Annotated in this window: 19 protein-coding genes; 10 read left to right on the forward strand and 9 right to left on the reverse strand. The window is 45.7% G+C overall.

The window, feature by feature from the left end; all coding sequences use genetic code 11:
- Positions 1-26: 26 nt before the first annotated feature.
- Positions 27-1,178: a glycosyltransferase family 4 protein gene (locus strainIA91_RS00915; protein ID WP_400167213.1), complete on the reverse strand. Its 1,152-nt coding sequence runs from the start codon at positions 1,176-1,178 to the stop codon at positions 27-29.
- A gap of 185 nt (positions 1,179-1,363) precedes the next feature.
- Between strainIA91_RS00915 and strainIA91_RS00920 the strand changes: the two genes are divergently transcribed.
- Both strainIA91_RS00920 and trpB read left to right on the forward strand, forming a co-directional pair.
- On the forward strand, positions 1,364-1,654 hold the full coding sequence (locus strainIA91_RS00920) for a Trp family transcriptional regulator (protein ID WP_400167214.1): 291 nt from the start codon (positions 1,364-1,366) through the stop codon (positions 1,652-1,654).
- Positions 1,651-2,862: a tryptophan synthase subunit beta gene (gene trpB, locus strainIA91_RS00925; RefSeq protein WP_400167215.1), complete on the forward strand. Its 1,212-nt coding sequence runs from the start codon at positions 1,651-1,653 to the stop codon at positions 2,860-2,862. Before strainIA91_RS00920 ends, trpB begins: the two co-directional genes overlap by 4 nt.
- Before the next feature lie 88 nt (positions 2,863-2,950).
- On the opposite strand, the gene strainIA91_RS00930 is transcribed toward trpB, so the two are convergent.
- Positions 2,951-3,631 (reverse strand): HAD family hydrolase, encoded by a 681-nt coding sequence (locus tag strainIA91_RS00930; RefSeq protein WP_400167216.1) that lies wholly within the window; start codon positions 3,629-3,631, stop codon positions 2,951-2,953.
- Complete coding sequence (locus strainIA91_RS00935) at positions 3,621-4,187, reverse strand: DJ-1 family glyoxalase III (protein ID WP_400167217.1); 567 nt, start codon at positions 4,185-4,187, stop codon at positions 3,621-3,623. The genes strainIA91_RS00930 and strainIA91_RS00935 overlap by 11 nt, the downstream gene beginning before the upstream one ends.
- 121 nt (positions 4,188-4,308) lie before the next feature.
- Here strainIA91_RS00935 and strainIA91_RS00940 point away from each other — a divergent pair, with 121 nt between their 5' ends.
- Positions 4,309-6,012 (forward strand): Na+/H+ antiporter NhaC family protein, encoded by a 1,704-nt coding sequence (locus strainIA91_RS00940; protein ID WP_400167218.1) that lies wholly within the window; start codon positions 4,309-4,311, stop codon positions 6,010-6,012.
- 9 nt (positions 6,013-6,021) lie between these two features.
- Here the strand turns inward: strainIA91_RS00940 and strainIA91_RS00945 are convergent, their stop codons facing one another.
- Entirely contained in the window at positions 6,022-7,830 is a 1,809-nt protein-coding gene (locus tag strainIA91_RS00945; protein ID WP_400167219.1) for a hypothetical protein, read from the reverse strand.
- The gene (locus strainIA91_RS00950; RefSeq protein ID WP_400167220.1) at positions 7,827-8,447 is read right to left on the reverse strand and encodes a hypothetical protein; all 621 of its coding nucleotides are present in this window, start codon (positions 8,445-8,447) and stop codon (positions 7,827-7,829) included. Before strainIA91_RS00950 ends, strainIA91_RS00945 begins: the two co-directional genes overlap by 4 nt.
- Before the next feature lie 250 nt (positions 8,448-8,697).
- Here strainIA91_RS00950 and strainIA91_RS00955 point away from each other — a divergent pair, with 250 nt between their 5' ends.
- Together strainIA91_RS00955 and strainIA91_RS00960 are read left to right on the forward strand one after the other, a co-directional pair.
- The gene (locus tag strainIA91_RS00955) at positions 8,698-9,897 is read left to right on the forward strand and encodes an NlpC/P60 family protein (RefSeq protein ID WP_400167221.1); all 1,200 of its coding nucleotides are present in this window, start codon (positions 8,698-8,700) and stop codon (positions 9,895-9,897) included.
- Between the two features lie 10 nt (positions 9,898-9,907).
- The gene (locus tag strainIA91_RS00960) at positions 9,908-11,341 is read left to right on the forward strand and encodes a transglutaminase-like domain-containing protein (protein WP_400167222.1); all 1,434 of its coding nucleotides are present in this window, start codon (positions 9,908-9,910) and stop codon (positions 11,339-11,341) included.
- A gap of 384 nt (positions 11,342-11,725) precedes the next feature.
- On the opposite strand, the gene feoB is transcribed toward strainIA91_RS00960, so the two are convergent.
- The 3 genes from feoB to strainIA91_RS00975 all read right to left on the reverse strand — a co-directional run bounded on the left by feoB (position 11,726) and on the right by strainIA91_RS00975 (position 15,573).
- Entirely contained in the window at positions 11,726-13,870 is a 2,145-nt protein-coding gene (gene feoB / locus strainIA91_RS00965) for a ferrous iron transport protein B (protein ID WP_400167223.1), read from the reverse strand.
- Positions 13,867-14,232 carry a ferrous iron transport protein A gene (locus strainIA91_RS00970; protein WP_400167224.1) on the reverse strand — a complete coding sequence of 122 codons (366 nt, stop codon included), beginning with the start codon at positions 14,230-14,232 and terminating at the stop codon, positions 13,867-13,869. The genes feoB and strainIA91_RS00970 overlap by 4 nt, the downstream gene beginning before the upstream one ends.
- Before the next feature lie 105 nt (positions 14,233-14,337).
- On the reverse strand, positions 14,338-15,573 hold the full coding sequence (locus tag strainIA91_RS00975; protein WP_400167225.1) for a heparan-alpha-glucosaminide N-acetyltransferase domain-containing protein: 1,236 nt from the start codon (positions 15,571-15,573) through the stop codon (positions 14,338-14,340).
- Positions 15,574-15,987: 414 nt separating this feature from the next.
- On the opposite strand from strainIA91_RS00975, the gene strainIA91_RS00980 reads away from it, so the two are divergent.
- The 4 genes from strainIA91_RS00980 to strainIA91_RS00995 are packed head-to-tail and all read left to right on the forward strand — an operon-like array spanning position 15,988 to position 23,637.
- Entirely contained in the window at positions 15,988-18,873 is a 2,886-nt protein-coding gene (locus strainIA91_RS00980; RefSeq protein ID WP_400167226.1) for a TonB-dependent receptor domain-containing protein, read from the forward strand.
- A 34-nt stretch (positions 18,874-18,907) separates the two neighbouring features.
- Positions 18,908-20,908, forward strand: coding sequence for a hypothetical protein (locus tag strainIA91_RS00985; RefSeq protein ID WP_400167227.1), 2,001 nt, complete (start codon positions 18,908-18,910; stop codon positions 20,906-20,908).
- A 21-nt stretch (positions 20,909-20,929) separates the two neighbouring features.
- Entirely contained in the window at positions 20,930-21,925 is a 996-nt protein-coding gene (locus strainIA91_RS00990; protein WP_400167228.1) for a PorV/PorQ family protein, read from the forward strand.
- A gap of 47 nt (positions 21,926-21,972) precedes the next feature.
- Positions 21,973-23,637 carry a FlgD immunoglobulin-like domain containing protein gene (locus strainIA91_RS00995; protein WP_400167229.1) on the forward strand — a complete coding sequence of 555 codons (1,665 nt, stop codon included), beginning with the start codon at positions 21,973-21,975 and terminating at the stop codon, positions 23,635-23,637.
- A gap of 164 nt (positions 23,638-23,801) precedes the next feature.
- Here the strand turns inward: strainIA91_RS00995 and strainIA91_RS01000 are convergent, their stop codons facing one another.
- Complete coding sequence (locus strainIA91_RS01000) at positions 23,802-24,341, reverse strand: epoxyqueuosine reductase QueH (protein ID WP_400167230.1); 540 nt, start codon at positions 24,339-24,341, stop codon at positions 23,802-23,804.
- Between the two features lie 326 nt (positions 24,342-24,667).
- Between strainIA91_RS01000 and mutL the strand changes: the two genes are divergently transcribed.
- Positions 24,668-26,485: a DNA mismatch repair endonuclease MutL gene (gene mutL / locus strainIA91_RS01005; RefSeq protein ID WP_400167231.1), complete on the forward strand. Its 1,818-nt coding sequence runs from the start codon at positions 24,668-24,670 to the stop codon at positions 26,483-26,485.
- Positions 26,486-26,488 lie beyond the last annotated feature (3 nt).

Below are 26,488 nucleotides of genomic sequence, written 5' to 3' on the forward strand. Positions count from 1 at the left end.
AAATATGGGTTATCTTACAAAAAACGTTACTCATGAAGTCCTTCAATCAGCATTTTAAACCGCTTCAGGAAAGCATCCTCGGAATAGATGTTCCCGATAGACTCCCATCCTGCATGACCCATCTGCCGGCGTAGCCCGGGATTCCGGAGTAATTCATCGATTGTGGAGGCAAAGCTGGAGACATCGTTGGGAGGAACCCGATATCCGTTGCAGTGATCAATCAGCCATTCATGGATACCTCCCACATCAAAAGCGATGACAGGAAGACCGTATGAGAATGCCTCAACACCTGCCAGACCAAAAGGCTCCTGCCACCGGGAGGGGATAAGGACCATATCCGCTTTCTGATAGTATTTTTCCGGATCTTTCACCCATCCGGCAAGGGTTATCCTGGATCGCAGGTTGTATTTATCTATCAGGTTTTTAATGTGTGGCAAATCGGAACCGGTTCCGACTATGGTTAAATGACAGGGACTTTGTACCTGGCGCATGGCTTCAACCAGTAAATCCACTCCTTTCGCCGGAATAATGCGTCCCATAAAGAGAAGTTCAGGCGTGCGACGTTCTTTTTTAGGAGGATAGTCCTTCTGTTCCAGAAAAGGATAAATCTTGACGATGTGATCCGGGGGAATCTGATTGAGTATTAAATTTTTCCTCATAAATTCACTGAGGATGATGACCCTGTAGACATCCCGGATACGTCGGAGCATTTTCAGGTTTTTCAAAATACTGATAGGGCGGACCGGAATTTTACCGGGATGGCGGTTCAGCATGCCTGAACATAAAGTACAAAAGACAGGATGAAAAGGCCGGGTGCAGTTGGTATGGATAAAGGGAAAATATTTGAATTTGCGGGGACAGTAATAATCATGATCATGAATCATTAAAATCACAGGATACCGGTCCAATAAGAAATCGAAGAGACGGGTCTGGGTAATTTTATGAATGATCACGACATCCACATCTTTAATTTTTGCCCGTAGATCATAAAGGCTGATATCATCCATCAGCCAGACTTCCCTGAAGGGTGTATAATATCCCTCTGTATGGTTACTTTCACTTTCAAATACGCCGATATTTTCCCACCCCTGCTTCTGAAACACATGAGCCATACGATAGATAGTATTTTCAATGCCCCCGTAAAAACCGCCTTTTGTATTGACACTTAAGATTTTCATCTGCTGGTCACCTTGCCTTTTGTGAAAATATGAAACGTGTAATTTAGCTGTCGTACCATGAATTGCTCCCCCGGATGTGTATCATTTAATGTAAACAAATAAAGACGTAGAAAAAAAAGTAAAAAAATGTTTGCAGGTAGAATAAATTTTCGTATGTTTCTACTAATAGAAACATGGAGATGCACATGCACTCACCCGTAGAATTTGCCAATATCCTTGCCGGAATCACCGATCCCGTCCTCATGCGGAAATTCATTCGGGAGATTCTGACACCGAAGGAGATCGATGATTTTACCCTTCGATGGCAACTTGTCAAGGAACTGTACAGAGGTGATACACAACGGACTATCGCCGCCAGGCACCATATCAGTCTGTGCAAAATCACCCGGGGATCAAAGATCCTAAAGAAAAAAAATTCAGTTACACGCAGCATCCTTGACAATATGATGCGCAACGAAGAGGAAAACATATCATGAGCAGATCATTTTCACAATTACCGGATACACGAGGCTACTTTGGGGAATACGGTGGATCCTATGTTCCCCCACAGCTTGAATCCATCTTACAGGAAATCACGGATGCCTATGAAAAGATCCGTGAAGACGAATCCTTTCATCAGGAGCTGGCTTATCTGTACAAGCATTATGTCGGCAGGCCCAGCCCCATTTTTCATGCAAAAACACTTTCCAAAAAGTACGGTGGTGCCCAGATCTATTTCAAACGGGAGGATCTGAACCATACGGGAGCCCATAAAATCAATCATTGTCTTGGCGAGGTGCTTCTGGCAAAGAGAATGGGCAAGAAAAAAGTCATTGCTGAAACAGGTGCCGGCCAGCATGGGGTTGCCCTGGCGACTGCCGCAGCATTGCTTGATATGCCCTGTGATGTGTACATGGGCGATATTGACATGGAAAAAGAACACCCCAACGTGACACGAATGAGAATCCTGGGAACACGTGTTGTACCGGTCACCCGGGGGACCCGAACTTTGAAGGATGCTGTGGATGCTGCCTTTGAAGCTTATCTCGGCGATCCGGACAATATTTTTTATGCCATTGGTTCAGTGGTAGGACCCCATCCCTTTCCCATGATGGTCCGTGATTTTCAAAGTGTCGTGGGACGGGAAGCGCGCAGTCAGTTTCTGGAAATGAACGGAAAACTTCCGGATCACCTGATTGCCTGCGTCGGCGGCGGATCTAATGCCATGGGACTCTTTAATGCTTTTCTGGAAGATAAAGAAGTGGGGATGTATGGCGTGGAACCTTCCGGCCTGAGCCTGAATGAAGGAGAACATGCTGCGACACTCACACTGGGTAAACCCGGTGTGATGCATGGTTTCAAATCCTACATGCTTCAGGATGAAGAAGGCAACCCACTGAGAGTCTATTCTGTGGCCAGCGGACTGGATTATCCATCTGTCGGTCCACAGCATAGTTTTCTCAAAGATATTAAAAGGGTTGAATACGTTACCGTGAATGATAAAGAGACGATTGATGCTTTCTTTGAACTTTCCCGGATTGAAGGTCTCATACCTGCTCTGGAAAGTGCCCATGCCGTGGCTTTTGCCGTAAAACTGGCATCGACTCTCCCTAAAACAGCAACTTTGCTGGTGAATCTTTCCGGACGGGGGGACAAGGATATTGAATTTGTAGTGAATAAATATGGCAAAGAGTATGGTTTGTAAATAAACCCCGACCAACGATATATCCAACCTCACAAAAAAACGGGAAGTTGTCTTCCCGTTTTTTATTAATGAGTGTTCTTTTACAAATTTATTCAAATAATACGCGTGAATCCTTTAACCCGTTATAATTTTCAATAAGGACATCCGGCTTGCCTTCCAGCAATGTATCTTTGTCCCGGATATGACTGACGGCGACAGAGCGGTACCCCCAGTGATGGGCGCTGTGTATATCATGAAGGGTGTCTCCCACGACAACAATATCTTCAGAAGAAAATAATCTTCCATAGTGTTGGTTTGCCTTTTCGACGGCCTGTCTTAAAAGTTCAGGCCGGTCTTCCGCATCGTCTCCAAATCCCCCTGTTTCAAAATAATCATCCAACCCAAAATGGGAAAGTTTGACAAATGCTGTTTCTTTGAAATTTCCGGTGACCAGTCCCAAATGGATATCTGATTCACCCCTTAATTTGCCCAGATATTGTTTAATTCCAGGAATTAAAAAACCGTCGTCAGATTGGGGGAAGCGTTCTTTCATACGGTGGATAAAGTGCTCTTTGATGCGATAATATTCACCATCGGCCGGTGTTTCCAGATGTTGCCGGAGCATCTCCCGGATGATAAAAGTATCCGTTCGGCCAAAGAAGATCTGTTTTGGGAATTTAACGGTTTTTCCGACAACAGATCCGATAGATTCGGTAAAAACGGTTGAAGGGGTTTTCCCTGCATGAAGCAGGGTGCCATCTATATCAAAGAGGATAAGTTTATGTGTCAAAACGGACTCCGGATATGACACCTTTTTCCACCTTTTCCGCAACATCCTTTCCCATGAGCCTGCTGATAAGTGCCAAAGAAAAAGCCATGGCCGCGCCGGCACTCCGTCCGGTTATCATCCGGTCACTCATCACCACAGCCTTGTCTTCCACTTTGGAGTCTTTGAGGTATTCTCTCTGCATGGGATGGATGGTGAGTGTACGTCCTTTTGTTACACCGGCTTTTTCCAGGACCCGTGGGGCAGCGCATATTGCTCCGATTTCTTTTCCTGCCTGAACATGTCTGTGTATCAAGGAAAGGATTCTCGAATCTGCCAAAAGGTTTTCAACCCCTTTACCGCCTCCGGGAAGGACAATTAAATCCCATGATTTATTCTGAACATCATCCAGCAATACATCTGTTTCCAGACGAATTTCATGCCCTCCCGTCACATGTCTTTCATGAAGTCCAGCACTGACCACAACAGCACCTGCCCTGCGGAGCATGTCTATGATGGTGACGGCTTCAATTTCTTCAAATCCTTCGGCCAGGGGGACCAGCACTTTGATATCACTCATTGCATATCCCTCCGTGAATTGGAGTTCTTTACCGGTTTCAATTTGTAAAAAAGATAGCGGAATTGTAAACTATTCACAAGTTTTGACTCCAAAAACTAAAAAATTCCATAAGGAGATGACCATGAAACAGGGATTCAAAGGCAGAATTTTATTTGTTTTAATATTTATTTTTATAGCAGGTATCCTTCAGGCTGCCGAACCCACAGCTTCTGACATCAATGCCCGGGAATGGGGAATCTGGACCCTGATTCCACCGTTGACGGCGATTATTCTGGCCTTTGTAACCCGGAATGTGATTTTATCGCTCTTTATTGGAATTTATTCCGGGGCATACATGCTACTTTTAAACACGGATAATGCATTTCATGCCATTTGGAAGGGATTTATCCGGGTCACCTACGAAATGCAGGCCAGTCTGGCTTCATCCTGGAATGCCGGGATTATTCTGCAAACACTGGCCATTGGTGGACTCATTGGTGTTATTTCCCGGATCGGCGGAGCCAAAGCAATAGCAGAAGCTCTTTCCAAAAAAGCAAAATCACCCCGTTCCGCCCAGTTTTATACCTGGTGTATGGGACTCTTTATCTTTTTTGATGACTATGCCAATGCTTTAACGGTAGGGCCCATCATGCGACCGGTGACAGACCGGATGAAGATTTCACGGGAAAAACTGGCCTTTGTCATTGACGCTACTGCAGCTCCCATCGCCGGTATTGCCCTCATATCCACCTGGATTGGATACGAGCTGGGACTCATCAATGATGGATTTACAAGTATCGGCCTGGACGCCAATGCCTATGGAATGTTTATTCGAACCATCCCCTATCGGTTCTATAACATTTTTATCCTGATATTTATTCTTGTAGGGATATGGCTTCTCAGGGAATTTGGTCCCATGTACAAAGCAGAAAAACGTGCCCGGGAAACAGGTAATGTCCACGGTGAAAATGCCCAGCCTATGGTGGATACCGATGCCCGATCCGTCCAGCCTAAAAAAGGAATCAAGCTTCAGGCTTCCAATGCTGTTGTGCCCATTCTCATTTTGATTCTGGGGGCTTTTCTGGGGCTCTATTATGATGGTTACCGGGCGATTGTCACGGGTACGGACTCGACTCTGGCGGAACAGTTGCTCAGCGCGCCACTCTCTTTCTTTGCTTTCCGGGAAGCCTTCAGCGCGTCTAATGCCAGTATTGTTCTGTTTCAGGCAGCTCTGCTGGCAGGAATTGTCGCCATTGCCATGGGTGTGAAACGGAAGATTTTTGGCTGGATTGACGCAATCAACGCCTGGGTCAGTGGTGCAAAAGCGCTGGTGATCACCATCGTGATTCTGATCCTGGCCTGGTCCCTCAGCGGTATTGTGAATGAATTGGGAACTGCCGTCTATCTGGTATCGGTCCTCTCTGATGCCGTCCCCGCCTTTCTCCTCTCCTCCATCATTTTTATTCTGGGTGCTTCCATATCCTTTGCCACCGGCACATCCTACGGGACCATGGGAATTCTCATGCCATTGGCCATCCCCCTGGCGTATGCCCTGGATCCGTCCCGGGGATTTCTGGCAATGAATATCGGCGCCGTGCTCACCGGTGCGATTTTTGGTGATCACTGTTCCCCCATATCCGATACAACTATTCTATCTTCCATGGGATCCGCCTGTGATCATATTGATCACACCCGGACCCAGCTGGGATACGCCGTCCCTGTTGCTTTGATTGCTATCTTTTTTGGATATATACCCGCCGGCCTGGGTGTCCCTGCGTGGATAACCCTTATTATGGGGGCCGGGGCTGTTTTTGCTGTTGTAAGAATATTTGGGAAAAACGTCTGAGCCGGATGTTTAAAAAATCCAGTTCCAGATTTTACTGAGGAGCATCCAGATAATTTTGGCTCCCCAGACAACAATCCCCACAAAAATGCCGAGGAAAATCAAGGCGATTTTAAGCATCCAGTGAACAATAAGCAGGGCAATATCTGCAAGAATGGTGATACCCGTTAGATTTAATAATCCCAGAAGACCCAGGGCAATGGCCATGACGATCAAAGTCATCAGACCACCCAAAATGATTCTTAGCAAAGCGTGTGGAATTGCTGTTTTAAACTTCTTGCTGATGGATGCGGCAATTCCCATCGCCTCTGTGCCCAGAAAGATAAAGAGAAAAACCTGAGCCCAGGCATGGTAGGCATGGAGGAAATTCTCCGGTTGGTTAATAAAAGAAGCATAACTGAAAACCGGATTGATATGCTTAAACCATCCGTAGGCGATAAAACTCCCGAAAAAGAGGGCAAGCAGGCCGACAATGCGAACCCCCACTGTATAGTGATCTTTAATTTTTTCACTGACGGCACCAAAAGCCGTATTAACCTTCTCCCGGATTTCATAAACGTCAATACTTGAAGCTTTTTTCAGCTGGCGATAGGCCCGGGTTGTCCAGAGCAAACGGCCGGCCCGAACACCGGATTTCCAGTCTTTGAAAGCCACCTCATAAATTGGGCTCAATCCGGGAATTACGGTATACTCACTGCCGGTAAAGGCCATCACGTATTCTTTACCCCGGAATGTATAGGTCAGTTCCCAGGTGTCGATACAATCAACATCCAGACGCTGGAATTTGATGACATGGCTGTCAGAACTCTTTTCGCGGGATTCGGAGATCATCGCATCAATAAATGAATTCAGATGGTGACCTTCCGGGAGGACTCCCGGTTGAAACAGATCTTCTGTTTGTGAGACGACATTGTAGGATTCATACTCCTGATAATGGTCCAGGTATTCCGGGAATTGTTTATAAATATTTTCATGGACAATACAGGTGTTCTGATCGGTGTAATCCAGCGTGCGTTCCACAAAGAAATAATGCATCAGTTGTTTGTGTCCCTGACAGGTGTAACAGGTCACGATTCCCCGCCCGGAGCATCGGGGACAGGTGATTTTCCCTGTTCCCCCGCATTGCCGGCAGGTGACTTTCCCGGTTCCGCCGCATGTGCCACAGGTGCGGTATCCTCTGCCGCCGCACGATGAACAGGCCTGGCGGACTGTTTCGTAATAGGTTTCGGTCCCCATGTGTGAGTTTCCGTCTGAATCATAACGGGTCACGGTCCGTTGCCGGGAAACCTGCCGGGAAACCTGACCGCTGCCGCCACAATTGCTGCAGGTGTGCCTTCCCGATCCTCCGCAGGATGAGCAGCGTACTTTACCGGCCCCCTGGCAGGAAGGGCACGTTACCTGGCGTAAGCCGTTACACTGGGGACAGGTGACAACACCCCGGGCGTGACAGTGAAAACAATCAGCTACATACTGGGATCCCTGAACATAATATTTGGTTGTTTTATCTGTAAATTTCTGGATATCCGGCAGAGAGATATCCCACGAGTTGAAATCATTGAGTGTATGTATCTTCCGCTCCGGAATTGTTTGATTTGTATACGGCTCATGACCCTTATCTTTTCGACGGCTTTCATACTGAGTCAGCAGACGCATAGGATAGGCCGGTTTGTATAGGATACTTTCTACCGAAATCTGGTCTCCCAGGTTTTTATAAGGATGGTTTGGGATGGTTTTTGCCCACCCATTGATACTTTTCCGGAGAGATTTTTCAAGTTCTTTATCCTGGCTGACATCCTGCTCGTAAATCATTTCCGTGTTCATGATTCATCCTCCTCCGCTTCCCCTTCTTCCATATCATCCTCAGGGTCTTGCTCCGTTTCTTCATCGTCTTCTTCAGAATCCGGAAGATCCTCTTCTGGGATTTGACGATCTGCCTTATTCCCGGATTTTTTTCTACGTCCGAACCAGCGACGGGTGATGGTGTCATTTTCCGGTTTTTCGGGATTTTCCATATCCGGAGGGACAAATAACGCCGTATAAGTGAAAGGAATTACACTGATGATAAAAAAGAACGCAAATAGGGGGAGAAGAATCGCCATGGCTTTTTCCGGACTGTCTGCCGTCATTTTGAAAAGCATTACGATCCGGAGCAGGAATTCCACAAAGGAGGAATAGGAAACCTTTTCCTCCTTTAACCAGGCCTGGGTTCTGGGCCCGCTTTCCTGATAGGCTTCGCGGACTTTTTCAATGGAAAGACCCTTGAAACTTTTGAGCAGAGGGGATTTTTCCGGATTTTCAAACTTCAGGACCTCTTTTACGTCACCGGTTCGTGAATCAATTGTAATGTCAGCCCAAAGGTGACACGGCAAAACAGACAGAAAAAGCATCAGAAAAAACACAGGAAATACCTGTAACCTGCTCCAATGAAAATTTTTCATAATATTCCTCACGGATTATGAAATGAATGTCAGTATCAGTTAATGTCTCATGAAATATAACAAGAGCAAATTGTAATACAAAAGATAACGTTCAGATATTGAAACATCGGTACTTGAGAGTTGTTTACCTCTCAACAATGTCTAAACAACGTCTCAACCTCTAAACGTTCAATCTTTTCCTTGCTTAAATCATGGAAAAAGCAGATTTTCCCTTGTCTTGACAAATAATTATTTAAACAGGGAATCGTGTATGAAACGTGTCTTATTTTTGCTGATGGTGTTATCTGTGAGTTTCTTCATCTCATCCTGTGGGGGACTCGATAGCAGTGTTGAGATGATCGGATCTGTCCGTAAGGAGTTTGCCCCGGACAAGCGGGTGGCGGTATTTCATGTGACGGCGGAACGAGAAAGCGGCCGTATAGTGCTTCAGGGTGAAACGAATCTGCCCCGGGCAATGAGCACTTTGGAAACAAAATTAAAGGAAAAAGGGATTTCTTTTGTCAATGAAGTCCGCGTATTGCCCGATCGGGAAGAGCTGGATAACCGGTGCCGGGGGGTCATCACCGTTTCCGTTGCCAATATTCGTGTGACTCCGGCAAATTCGGCGGAAATGGCAACACAGGCCATTCTGGGGACGCCGGTCCGGTTGTATAAGAAAAATGAACGGGGATCGTATTACTATGTTCAAACACCGGACGGATACCTGGGCTGGATTGATAACAGTTCGGTCCAACCCATGAATGATAAGGTTTTTGAGTCCTGGAAAGAATCCTCCCGGATTCTCTTTCTGGAGGATTACGGTTATGTGTATTCATCTCCTGATAATCAAAGCCGCCGTGTGTCGGATCTGGTAGCAGGCAGTATTCTGGTGACAACGGGTCAGAAAAACGGGTATTTCAGTGTTGTGTTTCCTGACGGTCGAAAAGGATATGTTTCTGAAAAAGAATCCATGGATTTTAATCAATGGCTGGCTTCACGAAATCCCACGGCTGAAAATATTATTGAAACATCTTACCGGTACATTGGCACCCCCTATTTGTGGGGAGGGACATCCACAAAGATGATGGATTGCAGTGGTTTTACGAAAATGGTATTCTTTTTGAATGGGATTATTCTGCCCCGTGATGCTTCCCAACAGGTATTGGAGGGAACGCTTTTAACCGAAGATGTAGAAGAGTTGTCACATGTTCCCCCGGCTTCCCTGGTTTTCTTCGGACGGCAGGCAACCGACAATTCTCCCTGGCGGGTCTGGCATGTAGGACTTTGGCTGGGAGACGGTCTGATGATCCATGAAGACGGACCTTTGAAAATTGAAAGCCTGAATCCCGATGTATCTCCCTTTAACCAAAAACGGTACGAAACGTTTTACAGTGCCCGGGATTTTTTAAATGTTATCGGAAAGGGATATATCATTCCCGTAGCAAAACATGATTGGTATGTGAATTCATAAAGGTGAAACCATGAAAAAACTCTTAATATGTCTCATAGGATGGACAATCATGCTGAATGGACAGACATTTGATAAAAAAATTAACGGTTATATTGACGCCGGGAATTTTGCCAAAGCAGAGAAAAGAATCTACAAACTGATTGGATCCGGAGAGTTGACAGAAAGTCAGGTGTGGGATTTAAAAGCTCAGATAGATCTGATGCAACGTATCCGTTTGGATTTTAACAAGGATCTTGAGGATATCCTCCCGGCCATAAAAAAATATTATCCCAACGTAAGTCGGGAGCAATTGGAAACCTGGGAAGCGAGCGGTGCCTTGGAATGTATGACCATCGATGGAAAAAAGAAGTATTTTGCCAATGCTGCACCCAATCTCTTCCGGATTGACCCCGAAGCCCGGGCTGTAAAAAAGGCCCAAGATAATCCGGATATGGACACCCTGGATAAAACCCTGAACCGAATTATTCCAAAAATGGTGAAGGAAGCCCGGGAATCAGGAAAAAGTCTCTTATCCCCGGTCCGGATGCGTTTGAACTATACCATGAAACTCAAACCGGATGTGATTCCTGACGGTGAAATAGTCCGCTGCTGGATGCCCTGGCCCCGGGAAGGACACAGTCGGCAATCAGAGATCAAGCTTATCAGTACAAGTCGTGAGGAGTATGTGATCGCGGATAATTCCCATCTTCAACGCAGTATTTATATGGAAGGAAAGGCGGAAAAAGGGAAAGCCACGGAATTCAATGTCGTTTTTGAAATAACAGCCCGGCCGGAGGTGTACCTGTTAAAGGAAGACATGATTAAGCCTTATGATAAAACCAGTCCGCTCTATCAGGAATTCACGGCAGAACGGGAAACGCACATCCGTTTTACTCCGGAAATTCAGGCCCTTTCCAGATTAATTGTTGGAGATGAAACACATCCATTACGCATAGCCCGGAAAATTTTTAAATATATCAGTGACCATTATCCCTGGGCCAGTGCGCGAGAATATTCCACCATTCCCAATATTCCGTCCTATGTGATACAGAATAACAGCGGAGATTGCGGACAGGTTACACTGCTTTTGTTAACCTTATGCCGTTACAACGGAATTCCGGCCCGGTGGCAAAGCGGTTGGATGCTTCATCCCGGTGATGTCAATCTTCACGACTGGGGCGAACTCTATTTTGAAGGTGTGGGATGGGTCCCGGCAGATCAATCTTTCGGCAGACGGAACTTTGAAGATCCGGACATGGAATTCTTTTTTCTGGGAGGGATGGATCCTTACCGCTTGATTGTCAATGATGATTACTCTGCTCCTCTCTATCCTGCCAAAACATGGCTTCGCAGCGAGACAGTTGATTTCCAGCGGGGTGAAATGGAATGGCGTGGTGGGAATCTCTATTTTAACCAGTGGAACTGGGATATGGAGGTAAAATATTTGGAGAGTGGAGAGTTGTGAGTGGAGAGTAGTGAGTTGGAGTTTTGAGTTGATAGTATTTGTTGCCGAAAAAAGCGAATCTTACAGGTTGGGGGATTGAAACTCGAGGTTTGTGTATTGAGTAAAATAATTTTAATATATCCGGGCTTTTGAACTGTAAGATTTGATTTGATGACACACGATGTTATTCTGTTAATTATGGTTTAATCATATCACAATTTGATACTGTTGTACCGGATACATCCATTTGTAGGGCGATCTGTTTCAATGAAAAATAAATAATTCTTTTTAACATCTCTCTTATTTCCAAACGCAACTCAAAACTCCCAAACTCAACTCAAAACTCCCAAACTCAACTCAAAACTCCCAACTCCAACTCACTACTCTCCACTCTTAACTCAAAACTCAAAAAAATAGACTCATGAGTTGATATACAATGAAAGCCATAATCCATGCAACACCGATAGTATAGAAAAAGTAAAGAAGAGTCCATTTGAAAGCACCGGCTTCCCGGTGAAAAATGACCGTTGCGGCAATGCAAGGGACATATAGGAGGACGAAGACCATGAGTGCGAGTCCAACTGCCGCATTATAGGCCGGATCATTCCGCAGGCGTTCACGGAGTGAGGTCGACTCTTCCGTTACCTGGCTTCCGATTGAATAAATGGTTCCCATGGTAGATACCACCACTTCCTTGGCGGCAATGCCACTGACCAGAGCCACACCGATGCGCCAGTCGAATCCCAGGGGTTTGATGGCCGGTTCCAGAGCTTTGCCCAGCCGGGCGGCGTAAGACTGTTCAAACTGAAGGGCTTCTTCTTCCGCTTTAATTTTTTCAAGTGCCCGGGATGTTTCGTAAGGGGAGAGATCCTGTTCCTGGATCTGTGTTTTCAGGGCATCCATTTTTTGGGCAACATTTTCATCTTTGGGAAAATTGCCGGCGATCCAGATAAGAATGGATGCGGCAAGGATCACCGTTGCGGCTTTACGGACATACATCCTGGCTTTATGCCACATCTGTAGCAGCAGGGACTGGAGGGACGGCCAGCGATAGGGGGGCAGTTCCATGACAAAAGGTTCAGATTCCCCTTTGAAAAGAGTTTTTTTAAATAATCCGGCAGATCCCAGGGCAATGAGAATCCCAAAAATATAGATTCCAAAAAGGACTTTTCCAGCATGACGGGCCGGAAAAAAGGCTCCGATCAGAAGAGTATAGACGGGAAGTTTAGCCCCGCAACTCATAAACGGGATAATCAGCAGCGTGGTAATCCGGTCTGCGTCGTTTTTCAGGGTTCGCGTGGCCATAAAGGCCGGAACCGAGCACCCAAAGCCGGTGAGCATGGGAATAAACGATTTGCCATGGAGTCCGACACGATGCATGATTTTATCCACGACAAAAGCAGCCCTGGCCATGTAACCGGTTCCTTCCAGCAAAGATATCCCCAGAAACAGAATAAGAATATTGGGTAAAAAAACCAGGACACCGCCGACACCGGCAATCATTCCATCCACAAGAATAGATCTGAAAAGGGTATCGGGAAGTGTATTCTTAAGTCCTATACTGATCCAGGAGAAAAAATCCTCAATCCAGATCATGGGATATTCTCCCAGGCGGAAAGTTGCTGTAAAAATCAGATACATAATCAAAGCAAAAATTGGTAAACCGGTAAAACGGTTAATCAGGATAGTATCGAGAATATCTGTTAAATCACGTCTCCGTTTGCCCGGGAAATGAACGGTTTCAGTCAGGGCACCCCGGATAAAGGCGTACCGTTCCTCGGTCAGCAAAATTTCCGGATCATTACCGGTAAGATGTTTAAAAGGCTCAAGGTGTTTTGATAAATACTGGTTCAGCGTTATCCAAATGGGATTGTCACGCAGAATCTTATAGACTTCTTTGTCACTTTCCAGCAATTTAATGGCCAGCCAATGATTCGGCTGGCTTGTATTCAGATCTTTTGCCCGGGAAAGAATTTCTTCAATATCGTGAATGAGTTTGTGAAGGGTTTGTGAGTACTGGAGTTTATGAGGTCGGAATGTGATCGTCCCTTCCCGGGTATCTACAATATGGTCCAGCAGATCCTGGATGCCGGTTTTTTCTACGGCTGACGTAGGGACGATATGGGCGCCTAACAGACGTTCTAAATGATCCAGGTTAATATCTATATTTTTATCTTTCACTTCGTCATACATATTAAGGGCAATGACAAAGGGAATATCCAGATCCATGATTTGAGTTGTCAGATATAGGTTTCTTTCCAGGTTTGTCCCGTCAACCACATGAACAACAAGATCAGGTTTTTCGGTCAGGATGAAATTTCGCGCCACCCGTTCTTCCGGAGAATAAGCAGAAAGGCTGTAGGTGCCTGGCAGGTCGGTAAACCGGATTTTATAATCCCGGTATTTCCGGAAACCCTCATATTTTTCGACGGTAACTCCGGTAAAATTTCCCACTTTTTGGTTTGAGCCGACAAGGGCATTAAATAGGGATGTTTTTCCACTGTTGGGATTTCCTGCCAGGGCGACACGAATTTCTTTGGATGGTGTCATGAATGATCAGTATCCGAAAAAGGATTGAAACGATGAAACCACCGGTGTCTGCCGCGTCCCATGCCGCGGCCGCGACCATGGTGTGGACCTCCATGATGGTGAAAAGGACCGGTTCCCAGCAGACGGACTCTGACGGTTTTAGCTTCTTCAAGACGCAAGGTTAGAAAAAAACCGTTTATTTCAACTTCCACCGGATCTCCCAGGGGTGCCTTCCGGATCACATGGATGCGGGCTCCTTTGACCAGCCCCATATCCAGCAATCGCCGGCGGATTTCCCCTTCAGCATACACACCCAGGATCTCCAGCAGTGTCCCACAGCGGGCCTGATCCAACGTTCCTTCCATTGTTTCCGAAGCTCTCATGCTCTCCCTGAAATTAGTCTTAAATTATACAGAAATTGAGAATCATTCTCAACTAAAATCGGGGGTTTTTTCCTGATAGTGAAACATGAAGTCATAACATGTGTGCTATAATTTCCAGTATATTTTTCGTTTGTTAAATGCATACACACAGAACCACAGGCAAACACTCCAAAGCAATGCCCAGAAAAGGCCGTTATAACCTGTTTTATCCAGCCAAAAGTGTTGCCAGCCACTCCAGGTCCAGAGTCCTGCCCATTGCTGCAGTTGATCGTTGGGTTCTCCGGCGAAAAAAGCTTCCAGGTGCAGTGCCCGAAAGAAAATTCTCATAAAAATCTGCATGAAATAGGCTAAAAGGGCATTGATACCCAGTTGTTTGAATGGGAAAATCCATCCTTTATATTTTTTTACATCCACAATCCAGTATAGGAGACCGAAAACGACACAGGCCAGCCCGGCTGTAAACAAGGCATAGGATGCGGTGACATCAGGCTTGTTAAAGCTTAGGGAAGTCACTCCTGTCATAAGACCCGTTTTGTGGATTGCATATCCAATAGCCATAAAGATGGCTCCAAGCCGGAAAGAATCTGTCAAAATACGTTTTCGATCTTTACTTGCCACAGCTTCACCCAGCATTACACCTATAATGGTTAAGGCACCATAAGAAATCGAAACCCACGGAAGGCAGTGAACCCGCAGTGGTTTTGCCATATTGCCGGAAAGGGTACTTATACGGAAAAAAGGCTCGCTGGTATTTCCGAAATTCAGCCACCAGTCTGTAAAATGGCTCATGAGCATATGGAAGGCAAGAACCCCAAAAACGGCGATCCATCGTCCTTTGCGGTTCAGCTTAAGGCTTGCAGCAGCCATAAAATACGATACCCCGATAGCCTGAAGGATCCCCCACCACCAGGAGAGCCCAAGAATCAGGCTGATGTATAGAATGCCGAAAAAAATCAATTTAACGGTACGGCTTAAAACGTGATTCCACCATTCCCGGCCATGCTTTGCCCGGCTGAGGGGCAGACACAGTCCAACAATGAAAATAAAGAATGGAGCTACCAAATCTGTCAGGGTTAATCCAACATTTTTCAACGCCGCTTCCGGCATGGTGTTAATCTCTTCTTCAGTAAAACCTTCTTCGGTTTTTTTCTCTACAAATCGTTCCCAGGCTATATCTGCATGATTCCAGGTGGAAATGGGAAGACTGCCAAACCAGGAAGCAGTTTGTGGGAGGTTCCGGTATCCACCGGCTCCGATGGCGATGACAATGAACATGAGAAAAATCGTCAGACCCCGAAAAACATCGATAGCCTCAATACGGTCTTTACGCAATTCTGCCATGGCAGGTCTCCAATCGTTGATATTATCTGATCTGTTGTGAAAATCTAAATAAACTCCCCCGGGTTTAAAATGATTTGTCTGATTCACGGTGTATTTTATTCTCCTATTGGATTAATATATTTTAAGACATTATGAGAGTAGGTTTGTATAAATACATTGGATAGTTAATGGTGTTGAAGGCTTATAAAAGGCCTCTGTTATGGGATATCGATCATCGTAAAGATGGATAGGGTAACGACATTTTGTCATCAATTTTAATGAAAATAAATTATTTATTAGTAGAATTTTAGAATCTCATCAGCTATATTGTCACTTGATGATTTCTGAATATTAGAAACATAAACAATTATTTTGTGCCAGCGTGGAGAACCACACGTTGATGGTATAAAATTGAATCCTAAACGGAGGATGTCAATGCGAAAGTTTATTGTGGCAATCGTCGTTTTAATCTGTATAACCGGATCTATGTCGTGGGCAAGTACGGCCGGAAAAATTGTCGGAACCGTCACGGATGCCGATACAGGACAGCCTTTGGCCGGGGTGAATGTTTTTCTGGAAGGCACCACCATGGGCGCGGCAACAGACGAAAGCGGATTTTATGTGATTTTGAACGTTCCACCGGGAGAATACACAATCCGTTCGTCCATGATCGGATATGCACCGGTAACCGTTCAGGGAGTCCAGGTGAGCATGGGACTTACATCAACCATTGATTTTCAAATGACCACCGAAGCGCTGAGAACCGGCGAGGTGGTTGTTGTTGCAGAGCGTCCTCTGCTGAAAAAAGATGAATTCACTTCCCGCCACTCGGTATCCAGTGAAGATATTACCATGCAACCCATTGAAAATTTTCGGGATATTGCCCGGAATCAGGCCGGTGTAGTGGGAAACAATTTCAGGGGCGGCCGAAGCGGTGAAGTGCTGGTCCTGGTGGATGGTATCCCTGTCCGGGATCCTGCCGGTCAGTACTCCGGAGATCTCGGCGGATTTACGGCAAATATTCCTGAGCAGAGCATCCAGGAACTGGAAGTGACCCTCGGTGGTTTCAGCGCTGAATATGGGAATGTCCAGTCCGGTGTTCTCAATCTGGCCATGAAAGAAGGAAGCTCTAAGCTCAAAGGTCTGTTTAAAGTAACAACCACAAGTCTTGGGTCAGCTGTCAACGAAGCTCTGATGGGTGAACGGGATACCTGGCTTGGAACCTATGATGTTCATACCCGCTATGATTCTCTGGCCGGCGGCGGCGTGGACACCGTCCATGTGGATTCACTCCTCTATGGTACCCAATACCAGCATAAACTGGAACAACTGTATCAGTTCAGTCTGAGCGGCCCGATTCCCTTTACGGAAAAGATTTTTAACGGACCGGCCACCTTCTTTGTCTCAGCAGATGTGACCGACCGAAGCCAGAGCTATATGATTAACCAAAATTCCTATAGCAATAATTTCCAGGGAAAACTCACGTTTAAACCTACCAAAAACACCAAACTGGCATTTGGCGGCCTCTATTCATCCTCGGAGTGGGATCAATTCTATCTTCCTGCCTCCAAATACGGACCGGAAGGTGATTATCCTGTTCAGCAATATCAATATACAGAAGCAGATGACAGCATGCTGGTGATCTATAATTATGTGGAGAACCCTGATGAATTTGGGGATGAACAGGGAGTCATCACACCTGTCAGCCTTGATTCCGTGAATGGAACGGTTTATGATAAAATTCAGGAATATTACGTGGGTGGCATGCAGGATTACCTGTGGAACTATGCCAAAATGAGCAATAACATGTATCTTGTATGGACCCATACCCTGAGTTCTAAAACATATTATGAACTCCGTTTCCAGAATTTCTTTTCTCAATACCACTATGCCACTCCCGATGTGGATGACCGGGATGGAGATGGTGATACGGAAGAAGATCTGGAATGGGATGTAAGCAAAGAAGGCCCCCATCCCATCTACCGGGAAAGGGAAGATAATTACTGGTGGATCCGCGGTGATGATCCGGGATACAGGCACCAGGAATCGGTTTCCCGAACCCTCAAAGGGGATATCGTGAGTCAGGTGACCCGTAACCATCTGATTAAAACAGGTTTTGAACTCAACCTTCATGAGTCTGATCTTGAAAATATAAGCTGGACTTTGGGGCCCTCATTCCCGCGGAAAGATATGTGGAATGAAAGCACCATCGATCTGGGAATCTATGCCCAGGATAAGATGGAATTTGAAGGATTGATCGCCCTTATCGGTCTGCGCTATGATTATTTCAATCCCAACGGATGGGGAGACCCGATTTACTATCCGTCGAATTTTGAAGAACCTTTCTCAACCCTGGATTCACTTGGCACTCCTGTCCTCAACGATCCCATTTCTCCCGACCCACACCATCAATTGAGCCCCAGGCTGGGAATATCCCATCCCATTACAGACCGAACGGTCCTCCATTTTACATATGGCCATTATTTCCAACGGCCAGATGCCTATTTTCTCTACCGGAATCACACCTATACCGGCCTGACAAAAGCAGGCAACTGGGTGGGTAATCCCAATTTGAAACCTGAGAAAACCGTTGCTTATGATATCGGTCTTGAACACCTGTTTACACCTGATTTAAAAGCCTCTGTGACCGGTTATGTGAAGGATGTGACAAATCTGGTGGATAATTACAAGTTTATCCTTCGGAAATTGCAGGGGACGGAAGTACGGATTTTCCAGAATGCCGATTATGCGAACATCAAGGGACTTGAATTTGCCCTTCAAAAGAGGCTGAATGATGGTTGGGGTTTCACGGCCAACTACACCTTTTCTGTCGCAAAGGGACGAAGCACATCCTATACGGAAGGTGCCGGAGAATACGATAGTGCCAAACGGATGAATATCCTTGGGTATGATCAGACACATACCGTCAACGCGACACTGACGCTGGCCTCTTCTGAAAAATTCAACACCCTGCTCAGAAACTGGCGGGCAAATCTGCTCTTCAAATACGGCAGCGGCCTGCCTTATACATCGTATAATTCCAGCGTTCCCAATGATGCCAGAATGCCCTGGACGGCAAACTTTGATTTGCGCATCAACCGGACATTCGACGTGGGTTTTGCTGATTTGCAGGTCTTTATGGATATTTTTAACCTGATGAACCGGCAAAATGTGGACTGGATTGGTAGCGCCCGGTATTATGAATTGTATGACGATCCGTCCATCACCCGGTATAATGAACTCTCGGGCGAAATGACCCGGAGTCCCCAGGTCTATAGTAATGAACGACAATTCCGTTTTGGAATGTCCGTCCAGTTTTGATAACCCCTCAGTGAACGGGAGGTCATGAATGATCATGAAACAACATAAAATATTATTAACGGGCCTTGTGCTGATATTGCTCATGAGTCCGGTTCTTAATGGCGCAGATGCTGAAAAAAATCACTTTCTTATGCGGAAAGATGCTTACACAGCCGACAGCCCCATTGTGGAATCGGATTGGGACTGGCATAAGATCGGTGTTTTGTGGAACCGGATTACGAATTTCAGCTATATGGGCGATGATGCCTATACAGACAGAACTCCATCCTGTGATTATCCAGGTGGTACGGGAAATTCCTACCTGTATAGGGGCACAATCTGGTTGTCTGCCTTTGTCGACGGAGAATTCCATTCCACACAGGGGGATGACCAGGAATTTTCCCCCCTAACTCCTGTTACTATGTATACAGGCGATGAGGCTCAAAAAGCTGAACAGGAATCCTACGCAGAATACTATGATGTCAATGCTCCTTTGGCAAGTAATCACTTTCCCCTGGGCGTGAAAGTGATCGAAAGGACCTATGCCTGGAGTGCCGATTTCGCATCGGATTTTATTATTTATGAGTATGACATCATTAATGTGGGGATTGATACGGATGGAGACGGATATCCTGATACAGACCGGGATCTGGATGAATTTTACTTTACCATCCGTTTTGATGGTGATGTGAGCAAACTTCCCCACTGGGGGGCAGAATACCGCTTTTCCAACCAGGATGACCATGTTGTGAGTAACGGTGTGGACTGGGAATGGATCGAAGCTTTCCCTCAGATGCAGGGACGGGATCACGGCCTGACCATTGAAGAGATCGACAGTTCCATGATTATGATGTTTGATGGAGATAACCCTGAATTTGATGCTTTTGATGGCCACCCCGATGATTTTGGCAATCCGGCAGAAGACGGGACTCTTCAGACACCCGGTGTTCTGGGCTTGAGAATTTTAAAAACTGAACCAAAGCTGAAACCTCATTCGTTTCATACCTGCCACATCTATAACGATCCGGGTACGGATCAGGAAACATGGGACAGGATGATTTCAGATCCTACCTTTGAGGATTTGCTGATTGATCCCCGGAACAATCTTCCCTATCCCCTCGATTACCGGGGTATCCTGACCTTTGGTCCCATGGATGTCTTTAAAGCAGGAGACACCTTGAAAGTGACAACAGCCCTGGCTGTAGGCAGCGATCCGGACAGCGGAGGGGTACACAGCCTTGTGGAATTTGTGAATATCATGAAAATGGCGAAATATATGGTCGATCATGATTACGATATTCCCATTGATGAATTGATTCCTCCGGCACCGAATGTGGAAGTGGAAGAAGTAGTAAATGAAGCCGGTGAATTCCAGGGTGTTCATCTTTTATGGGATGATTCTCCTGAATCTCATCCCAATTTTGCCGGATATATTGCTTACAAAGCCAGTGAAAAGACGGCAACGGGCGATCTCCTCTGGGTTCCCATCGACACCTTTATGGTCGATGAAACCTGGCCGCCGCCACTGGGTAAAAAAGCATCAGTATACAAAATTTTTGACAGTAATGTAGAATTTGGGTTTGATTATTACTACACAGTCCAATCGGTTAGTGTTGAAATCATCGATCCGCCCATTGGTGTTCAGGCCACATCCATGCGGGATCCAAATGCCTACTATCCGATATCACCGGCAACCCCGGTTGCGACAGAAAACCTGGATGATGTCAAAGTTGTGCCCAACCCCTATGTGGGCAGTGCGATATGGAATAACCGGATTCCCAGCAGTGCAAATCCCTGGGAACATCGACTGCAGTTCATCAACCTACCTGCCGATGCGACGATTAAAATCTTTACAATAGACGGGGATTTTGTTGATGAAATCCATGCCGGAGAAACGGTCCGCATTGGTGAAGGATATCCGGATGCCCGGGATTCTGTCGCCGAATGGGATCTGTTGACCCGCAATGATCAGGAAGCGGCCCCGGGAATCTATATGTATGTAGTGGATTCACCTTCTCTGGGGACTAAAGTCGGTAAATTTGTCGTTGTCCGGTAATGCGAAAAAGAGGATAGAATTATGCAAAATAAATCGTTGATACTTATCCTGCTAATTGTGCTCATGGTAACAGTGACTCCAGGTGAAACATTTGCACCTGTAGGGACTGTTGTGGGACAATTTATGGAAATCGGCATGGGGGCAAAGGGAGCTGCCATGGGCGAAGCCTATACAACCGGGGCTTCCGGTGCCGAAGCCGTTTTCTGGAATCCTGCCGGACTGGTGGACGGAGGAAACAATCAACTCTTCGTATCCCAAACCCAATGGCCGGCAGATATGGCTTTCGGTGGAGCGGCACTCTCCATGACTTTCGGTAACTTGGGGACATTCGCCATCAGTTCTGTTTATCTGATGACCGATGATATGGAAATCACCTCCCTGGACGCTCCCAACGGGACAGGAGACTTTTTCTCCCTGTCCAACTATACGCTGGGACTCTCTTATGCCCGATATCTTACGGATCGCGTCTCTGTAGGATTAACCGGAAAGCTGGTTCGCGAAGAGTACCTGGACCATGGATACAGTGCATGGTCTCTGGATTTGGGATCCATTTACCGGACTGGTTTTCATGGATTAAAACTGGGTATGTCCATCATGCATTTCGGACCGGAAATTCGCTTTAGCGGTGATTACATCGATTATTCCGATCAGCAATCCTACCTTCCGGATCCCCAGGTTCCCAAAGAATTTGAGACCTATTCTCTGCCGGTCATGTTCCGTTTTGGAACCAGTATCGATCTGATGAATAAGATGGATCACAGACTCACGGCTGCCGGAGATATGATTCACCCCAATAATAATGTTGAACAATACAACCTTGGCGTAGAATATGCTTTCCGGGAAATGGTAACGCTTCGGAGTGGTTATAAATTTGCTTCCGATGAAGGCGGACTCACTCTGGGTGCCGGCCTCCGGATGGCGGTCATGGATTGGACGACCCTCTGCATTGATTACGCATATTCTGATTTGGGACTGTTAACCAACAGTCACAGGTTTTCCCTGGGTATATCCTTTTAAAAAAGGTTATATTGAAATGAAAAAGAAAACGAGAAAAGGAGAAACAAATGAAACGAATTGTTAGCGTAGTTATTTTAGCTCTTTTCGTAACAACCTCCCTTTTCGCAATTGATTTTTCCCGTGTACAGGAAATTTCGATGCCTGATTCGGCATTGAATAATGGTGGTACAGGGAATATGGTTGCCGGAGAGGATGTGGATGGCGATGGTAAAAAAGAAATTTACCTCGTGAATGATAACTGGAACGACGACCCCAGTGAGCTAATTCCTAGGATCTATAAGCTGGAAGAAGACGGATCAGGAGGCTGGGAAGTGGTATGGAGTGCCGTGGCTCCTGTAGACGCCCAGAACACCTGGCCACCGCTTCTTTTGGACGATTTGGATGGCGACGGCAAAATGGAACTCATTTGGTCAGTCGTCAACAATTTTGCAACGGAAGCAAATCCCTACAGAGTTCTGATTTACGAACATCAAGGTGGCGACTCGGATCTGTTCGGTGTTGATGACGGAGCAGGCGGTTATGCCCCGAATGCAGCCTGGACAATCACGGATCAGGATAATTTAAACCTCCGACTTTTTGATATGGATGTTGCGGATATCAAAGGGGACGGTGTGAAACGGATTATCTTTGCGGACCGTACCGGTAACAACAGTGGGTATCATTTTGGCGTCATTACGGTCAGTGATGTTCCCGATGCCGGCGATGGTTCAGAAACATGGGAAGTTGAAGCGACAGCTCAGGATTTTACCTATGGTGGAGATAACAAATGGGATGTCGTTGTGATAGAACCCTCTTTCTATACTTTTGATGAGGTAGTCATCAGCAAGACAACCTGGAACGGCAGTGACTGGGAATATTCTGAATTGTCACCTCTGCCCGGTGGTATTTCTTTCAGAGCTGCACAAACAGCTGATATTGACGGAGACGGGACAAAAGAAGCCATTACTGGTGAATACTATTACGGAGATGATACCCGTCATCTCTGGCTCCTCCAGGAGGAAGCGGATACCCTGAAAAGAACCGGACTTTTTGATATAAGCACAGAATCTTATCTGAATGGTGGCCGGTTGACGGGTGGTTCACATGGTGACATTGATGCAGATGGAAATCTGGACTTTGTTTTTGGCTCCAGATATTCCGGTCCACCCAATGCGATGATTTTCTTTCTCTCTCATAAGGGAGGAGATATTACATCACCGGATAATTGGGAACTCTCATTTGTCGATACAGCCTATGATGATGGCTTGACAGGTATTTGGGATGTGATAGATGTGGCCAATATGGACGACGATGAGTATCTGGAAGTTGTTTATACATCCAGTGTGCCTTATGATGAAGGGGTAGAACCTTTTTTCGATCATATTTCTTATCCCATTATTGTCATGGATCCGCAAATTGCAAACAGCATTGATAAAAGCAATCCCTTACTGCCTTTTGCCTATAAACTTGAACAGAACTTCCCCAATCCCTTCAACCCGTCTACGACACTCTCAATCCATATTCCAACGGCAGAACACGTGAATCTTGCCATCTATGATATTACCGGAAAAGAAGTGAAAGTTCTTGTAAATTCACATCTGAATGCAGGTAATCATTCCTTTGTCTGGGATGGAACCGACATGAATGGCCGAAAAGTTGCATCCGGTTCTTATATCTATCGGATGAAAGCAGGAAATGTGGTTAAAGTTCGGAATATGACACTGCTTAAATAATGATGAATGATGAATGATAAATGATGAATTCAATGATGAGTTCATGCATTTATCAAACAATATGAAAAGGGGCGGATCATTCCGCCCCTTTTCTTTTAACCTAATATTCCAAACTCACAACTCACAACTCACAACTCACAACTCTAACTCAATACTCTCTACTCTCAACTCTCCACTCCCATAGAGTATTCACACCCACAATAATTTTGTCGGTATAAATCCCATTTCCGACTGAGTTCAATACTTTTTTTATACCCATCCTGTTTCTTGAAATTATATTCTACAAAACCAGGGAATTGCCGGCCGATTTGGAAAATGACAGGAGAAATTTTATATGGACTGATGGTTAAAGTGGTGGTAAAGTAAGGAATGTGAAGTTTTTTTGCTTTTATTGAAGTCCGCTCAAGACTGTAATAAAAACATTTTTCACATCGTTTGCCCCGTTCCGGTTCTCTTTCAAATCCGCGAATCCATTGCCGCCAGGATGCATGATTATAATCATCTTCTATAAGGGGAACATTCAACATTTCCGCCAGTTTCCGGGCGTATTTTAATCGTTTTTCATACTCTTCCCGGGGGAATATATTGGAATTGCTGAAAAAAAAGGTCACATCATAGTCGTCTTTTATCAACCGGAGTGTAGAAGCCGTGGCGCAAGGGGCGCAACAGGTATGGAGGAGGATCTTGGGATGTTCAGTGCTCATGTGGTGACGTTATTGATTCTGGACTTATGAATCAAGAACAGAATCTCCTGGACAAGGTTATAAAACAAGAAGCTGAATTGCATGAGCATGTTAATCCATCTCCGGAGTTTTTCATAAAAATAGTGTCTCCAATATATAAGATAAATTCTATTTTACACCCCCCCGGGGACAAAATAACACCCGATATAGTCAAAAACAAGATAATATTATTAATAATATATAGTACGTTGTGAATATGATTGAGTACCTGTTACCATTCTTTCGCAATTGAATTCTCATCCCTTTAACCGTAATTTCCCCTTTGCACAAAAAGTATGGAGAGTCCTGTGCCTGTCATACAAATCATGTCCGAATTGTTAAGTAATCGTATAGCGGCCGGCGAAGTGGTACAAAGGCCTGCTTCCGTTGTCAAAGAGTTGATTGAAAACAGTCTGGATGCGAATGCAACGGACATAGTAATTCAAATTGAAGACGGAGGACGTGAGTTAATCCGGGTTGTGGATAATGGCAGTGGAATGGACCGGGATGATTTGTTGCTGGCATTTGAACAACATGCAACAAGTAAACTCTTTGATATGGAAGATCTTACTGCTATCAAAACACTGGGATTCAGGGGCGAAGCGCTTGCCAGTATTGCATCCGTATCCCGTATCGATGCCAGAACCTGCAATAACGACATGGGGGAAGGATTCAGGCTTTTAATCAATGGTGGAAAAGTGGATCGGCTGGAAGGTGCCGCCATGAAACGGGGGACATCCATAGCTGTTCGGAACCTTTTTTTCAACACACCGGCAAGAAAAAAATTTCTTAAATCAGCGAATGCAGAATACCGACATATTGTGGAAATTGTCCGGCGCTTTGCTTTAGCCCGACCCAATATTCGTTTTCACCTGAGTGCCAATGAAAAGGATGTCTACATTTTGCCGCCGGAAGATCTATCATCCCGGCTGAACCGGATATTTTCTAAACGATTGACGGAAAATTGTATAACGGTTCACGAGGAAGAACCACCCCTGACTCTGAAAGGGTTTATGGGTACCCGGGAACTGGTCCGTCGGAAAAGCGGTGAGCAGTATCTCTATGTAAACGGAAGGCTGGTGACCGACCGGATGATGAACAGTGCTGTTTACGCTGCATACGGTGGTCACCTGGATAAAGGAGAATTTCCCTTTTTCGTCCTTTATCTCTCACTGCCGCCTACAGAAGTGGATGTGAATGTTCATCCGGCAAAAACCGAGGTGAAATTCAGAAGTGAGTGGCAGATCTATCAATTTATACGCCGGAGCTGTGAAGTGGCAATGAAAGAGTGGACAGGAGATTCATCCGGAATCAGCCAATCCGGCGAATTGAATGAACAGGATTTTTTCTCTGGGAAAAGGTCTGTACCTGCCGCTGCACCTCCCCGGCTCGAAGGGGAACAGCTTTCGTTTTCCGGGAAGGATGAAAGGGATACATTGATCAAGGGGATGAATAAGTCTTCATTTTCAGCTAAAGATTTTTCACTGGATGAACGGATACGACGTTTTGAAAAAAGCATCACAGAGGCTGCTCCGGATGATACACATCCCCTGTTGACTGAACGGAATTTCTGGCAGGCTCACGGGAAGTATATCTTTACACAAATTTCCAGTGGAGTGGTTGTTATTGATCAACGGGCAGCCCATACCCGTATTCTGTATGACAGAGCGATCAAAGCTCTGAAACAAGCTTCATCTTCCGCCAGCCAACAACTTCTGTTTCCCGTAACCCTTGAATTGTCCCCGGACGATTTTTCCATCCTGTTGGAAATGGTACCGTCTCTGGAAAAACTGGGATTTTCCATGCGGGAATTCGGCAGGTATTCAATCCTCATTGAAGCTGTCCCGGCGGATTTGCAATGGCTCGAAGAAGGGAAAGTCGTTTTGCAGATTCTGGACGATTATAAAAATTCCCGCCGCTTACACAATCCAGTCAGCGAAAAAATTGCTCTCGCCTATGCCGAAAGAGCGGCAGTCCGAAGAGGTGAAGAACTGACTCCCGCTGAAATGCAAAGACTCACAGACGAGCTGTTTCAAACGGAAAATCCGTATCTGTCTCCTTCCGGAAAACCGGTGATTATCCGGGTTACACTGAATGAACTGGACCGCCGGTTTGAAAGAAATTAAGGG

This window comes from Candidatus Neomarinimicrobiota bacterium (assembly GCA_041154365.1).
In the GTDB taxonomy this organism is placed as follows: Bacteria; Fidelibacterota; Fidelibacteria; order Fidelibacterales; family Fidelibacteraceae; genus Fidelibacter; species Fidelibacter multiformis.

What these genes read in the sequence shown, in the direction of transcription:
- trpB (WP_400167215.1), top strand. Translation starts at nt 1,651, where the DNA reads ATGAGCAGATCATTTTCACAATTACCGGATACACGAGGCTACTTTGGG.
- strainIA91_RS01000 (WP_400167230.1), bottom strand. Translation starts at nt 24,341, where the DNA reads ATGAGCACTGAACATCCCAAGATCCTCCTCCATACCTGTTGCGCCCCT.
- strainIA91_RS00940 (WP_400167218.1), top strand. Translation starts at nt 4,309, where the DNA reads ATGAAACAGGGATTCAAAGGCAGAATTTTATTTGTTTTAATATTTATT.
- strainIA91_RS00955 (WP_400167221.1), top strand. Translation starts at nt 8,698, where the DNA reads ATGAAACGTGTCTTATTTTTGCTGATGGTGTTATCTGTGAGTTTCTTC.
- strainIA91_RS00945 (WP_400167219.1), bottom strand. Translation starts at nt 7,830, where the DNA reads ATGAACACGGAAATGATTTACGAGCAGGATGTCAGCCAGGATAAAGAA.
- strainIA91_RS00960 (WP_400167222.1), top strand. Translation starts at nt 9,908, where the DNA reads ATGAAAAAACTCTTAATATGTCTCATAGGATGGACAATCATGCTGAAT.
- strainIA91_RS00920 (WP_400167214.1), top strand. Translation starts at nt 1,364, where the DNA reads ATGCACTCACCCGTAGAATTTGCCAATATCCTTGCCGGAATCACCGAT.
- strainIA91_RS00915 (WP_400167213.1), bottom strand. Translation starts at nt 1,178, where the DNA reads ATGAAAATCTTAAGTGTCAATACAAAAGGCGGTTTTTACGGGGGCATT.
- strainIA91_RS00950 (WP_400167220.1), bottom strand. Translation starts at nt 8,447, where the DNA reads ATGAAAAATTTTCATTGGAGCAGGTTACAGGTATTTCCTGTGTTTTTT.
- strainIA91_RS00970 (WP_400167224.1), bottom strand. Translation starts at nt 14,232, where the DNA reads ATGAGAGCTTCGGAAACAATGGAAGGAACGTTGGATCAGGCCCGCTGT.
- strainIA91_RS00990 (WP_400167228.1), top strand. Translation starts at nt 20,930, where the DNA reads ATGCAAAATAAATCGTTGATACTTATCCTGCTAATTGTGCTCATGGTA.
- strainIA91_RS00975 (WP_400167225.1), bottom strand. Translation starts at nt 15,573, where the DNA reads ATGGCAGAATTGCGTAAAGACCGTATTGAGGCTATCGATGTTTTTCGG.
- strainIA91_RS00995 (WP_400167229.1), top strand. Translation starts at nt 21,973, where the DNA reads ATGAAACGAATTGTTAGCGTAGTTATTTTAGCTCTTTTCGTAACAACC.
- strainIA91_RS00935 (WP_400167217.1), bottom strand. Translation starts at nt 4,187, where the DNA reads ATGAGTGATATCAAAGTGCTGGTCCCCCTGGCCGAAGGATTTGAAGAA.
- feoB (WP_400167223.1), bottom strand. Translation starts at nt 13,870, where the DNA reads ATGACACCATCCAAAGAAATTCGTGTCGCCCTGGCAGGAAATCCCAAC.
- strainIA91_RS00985 (WP_400167227.1), top strand. Translation starts at nt 18,908, where the DNA reads ATGAAACAACATAAAATATTATTAACGGGCCTTGTGCTGATATTGCTC.
- strainIA91_RS00980 (WP_400167226.1), top strand. Translation starts at nt 15,988, where the DNA reads ATGCGAAAGTTTATTGTGGCAATCGTCGTTTTAATCTGTATAACCGGA.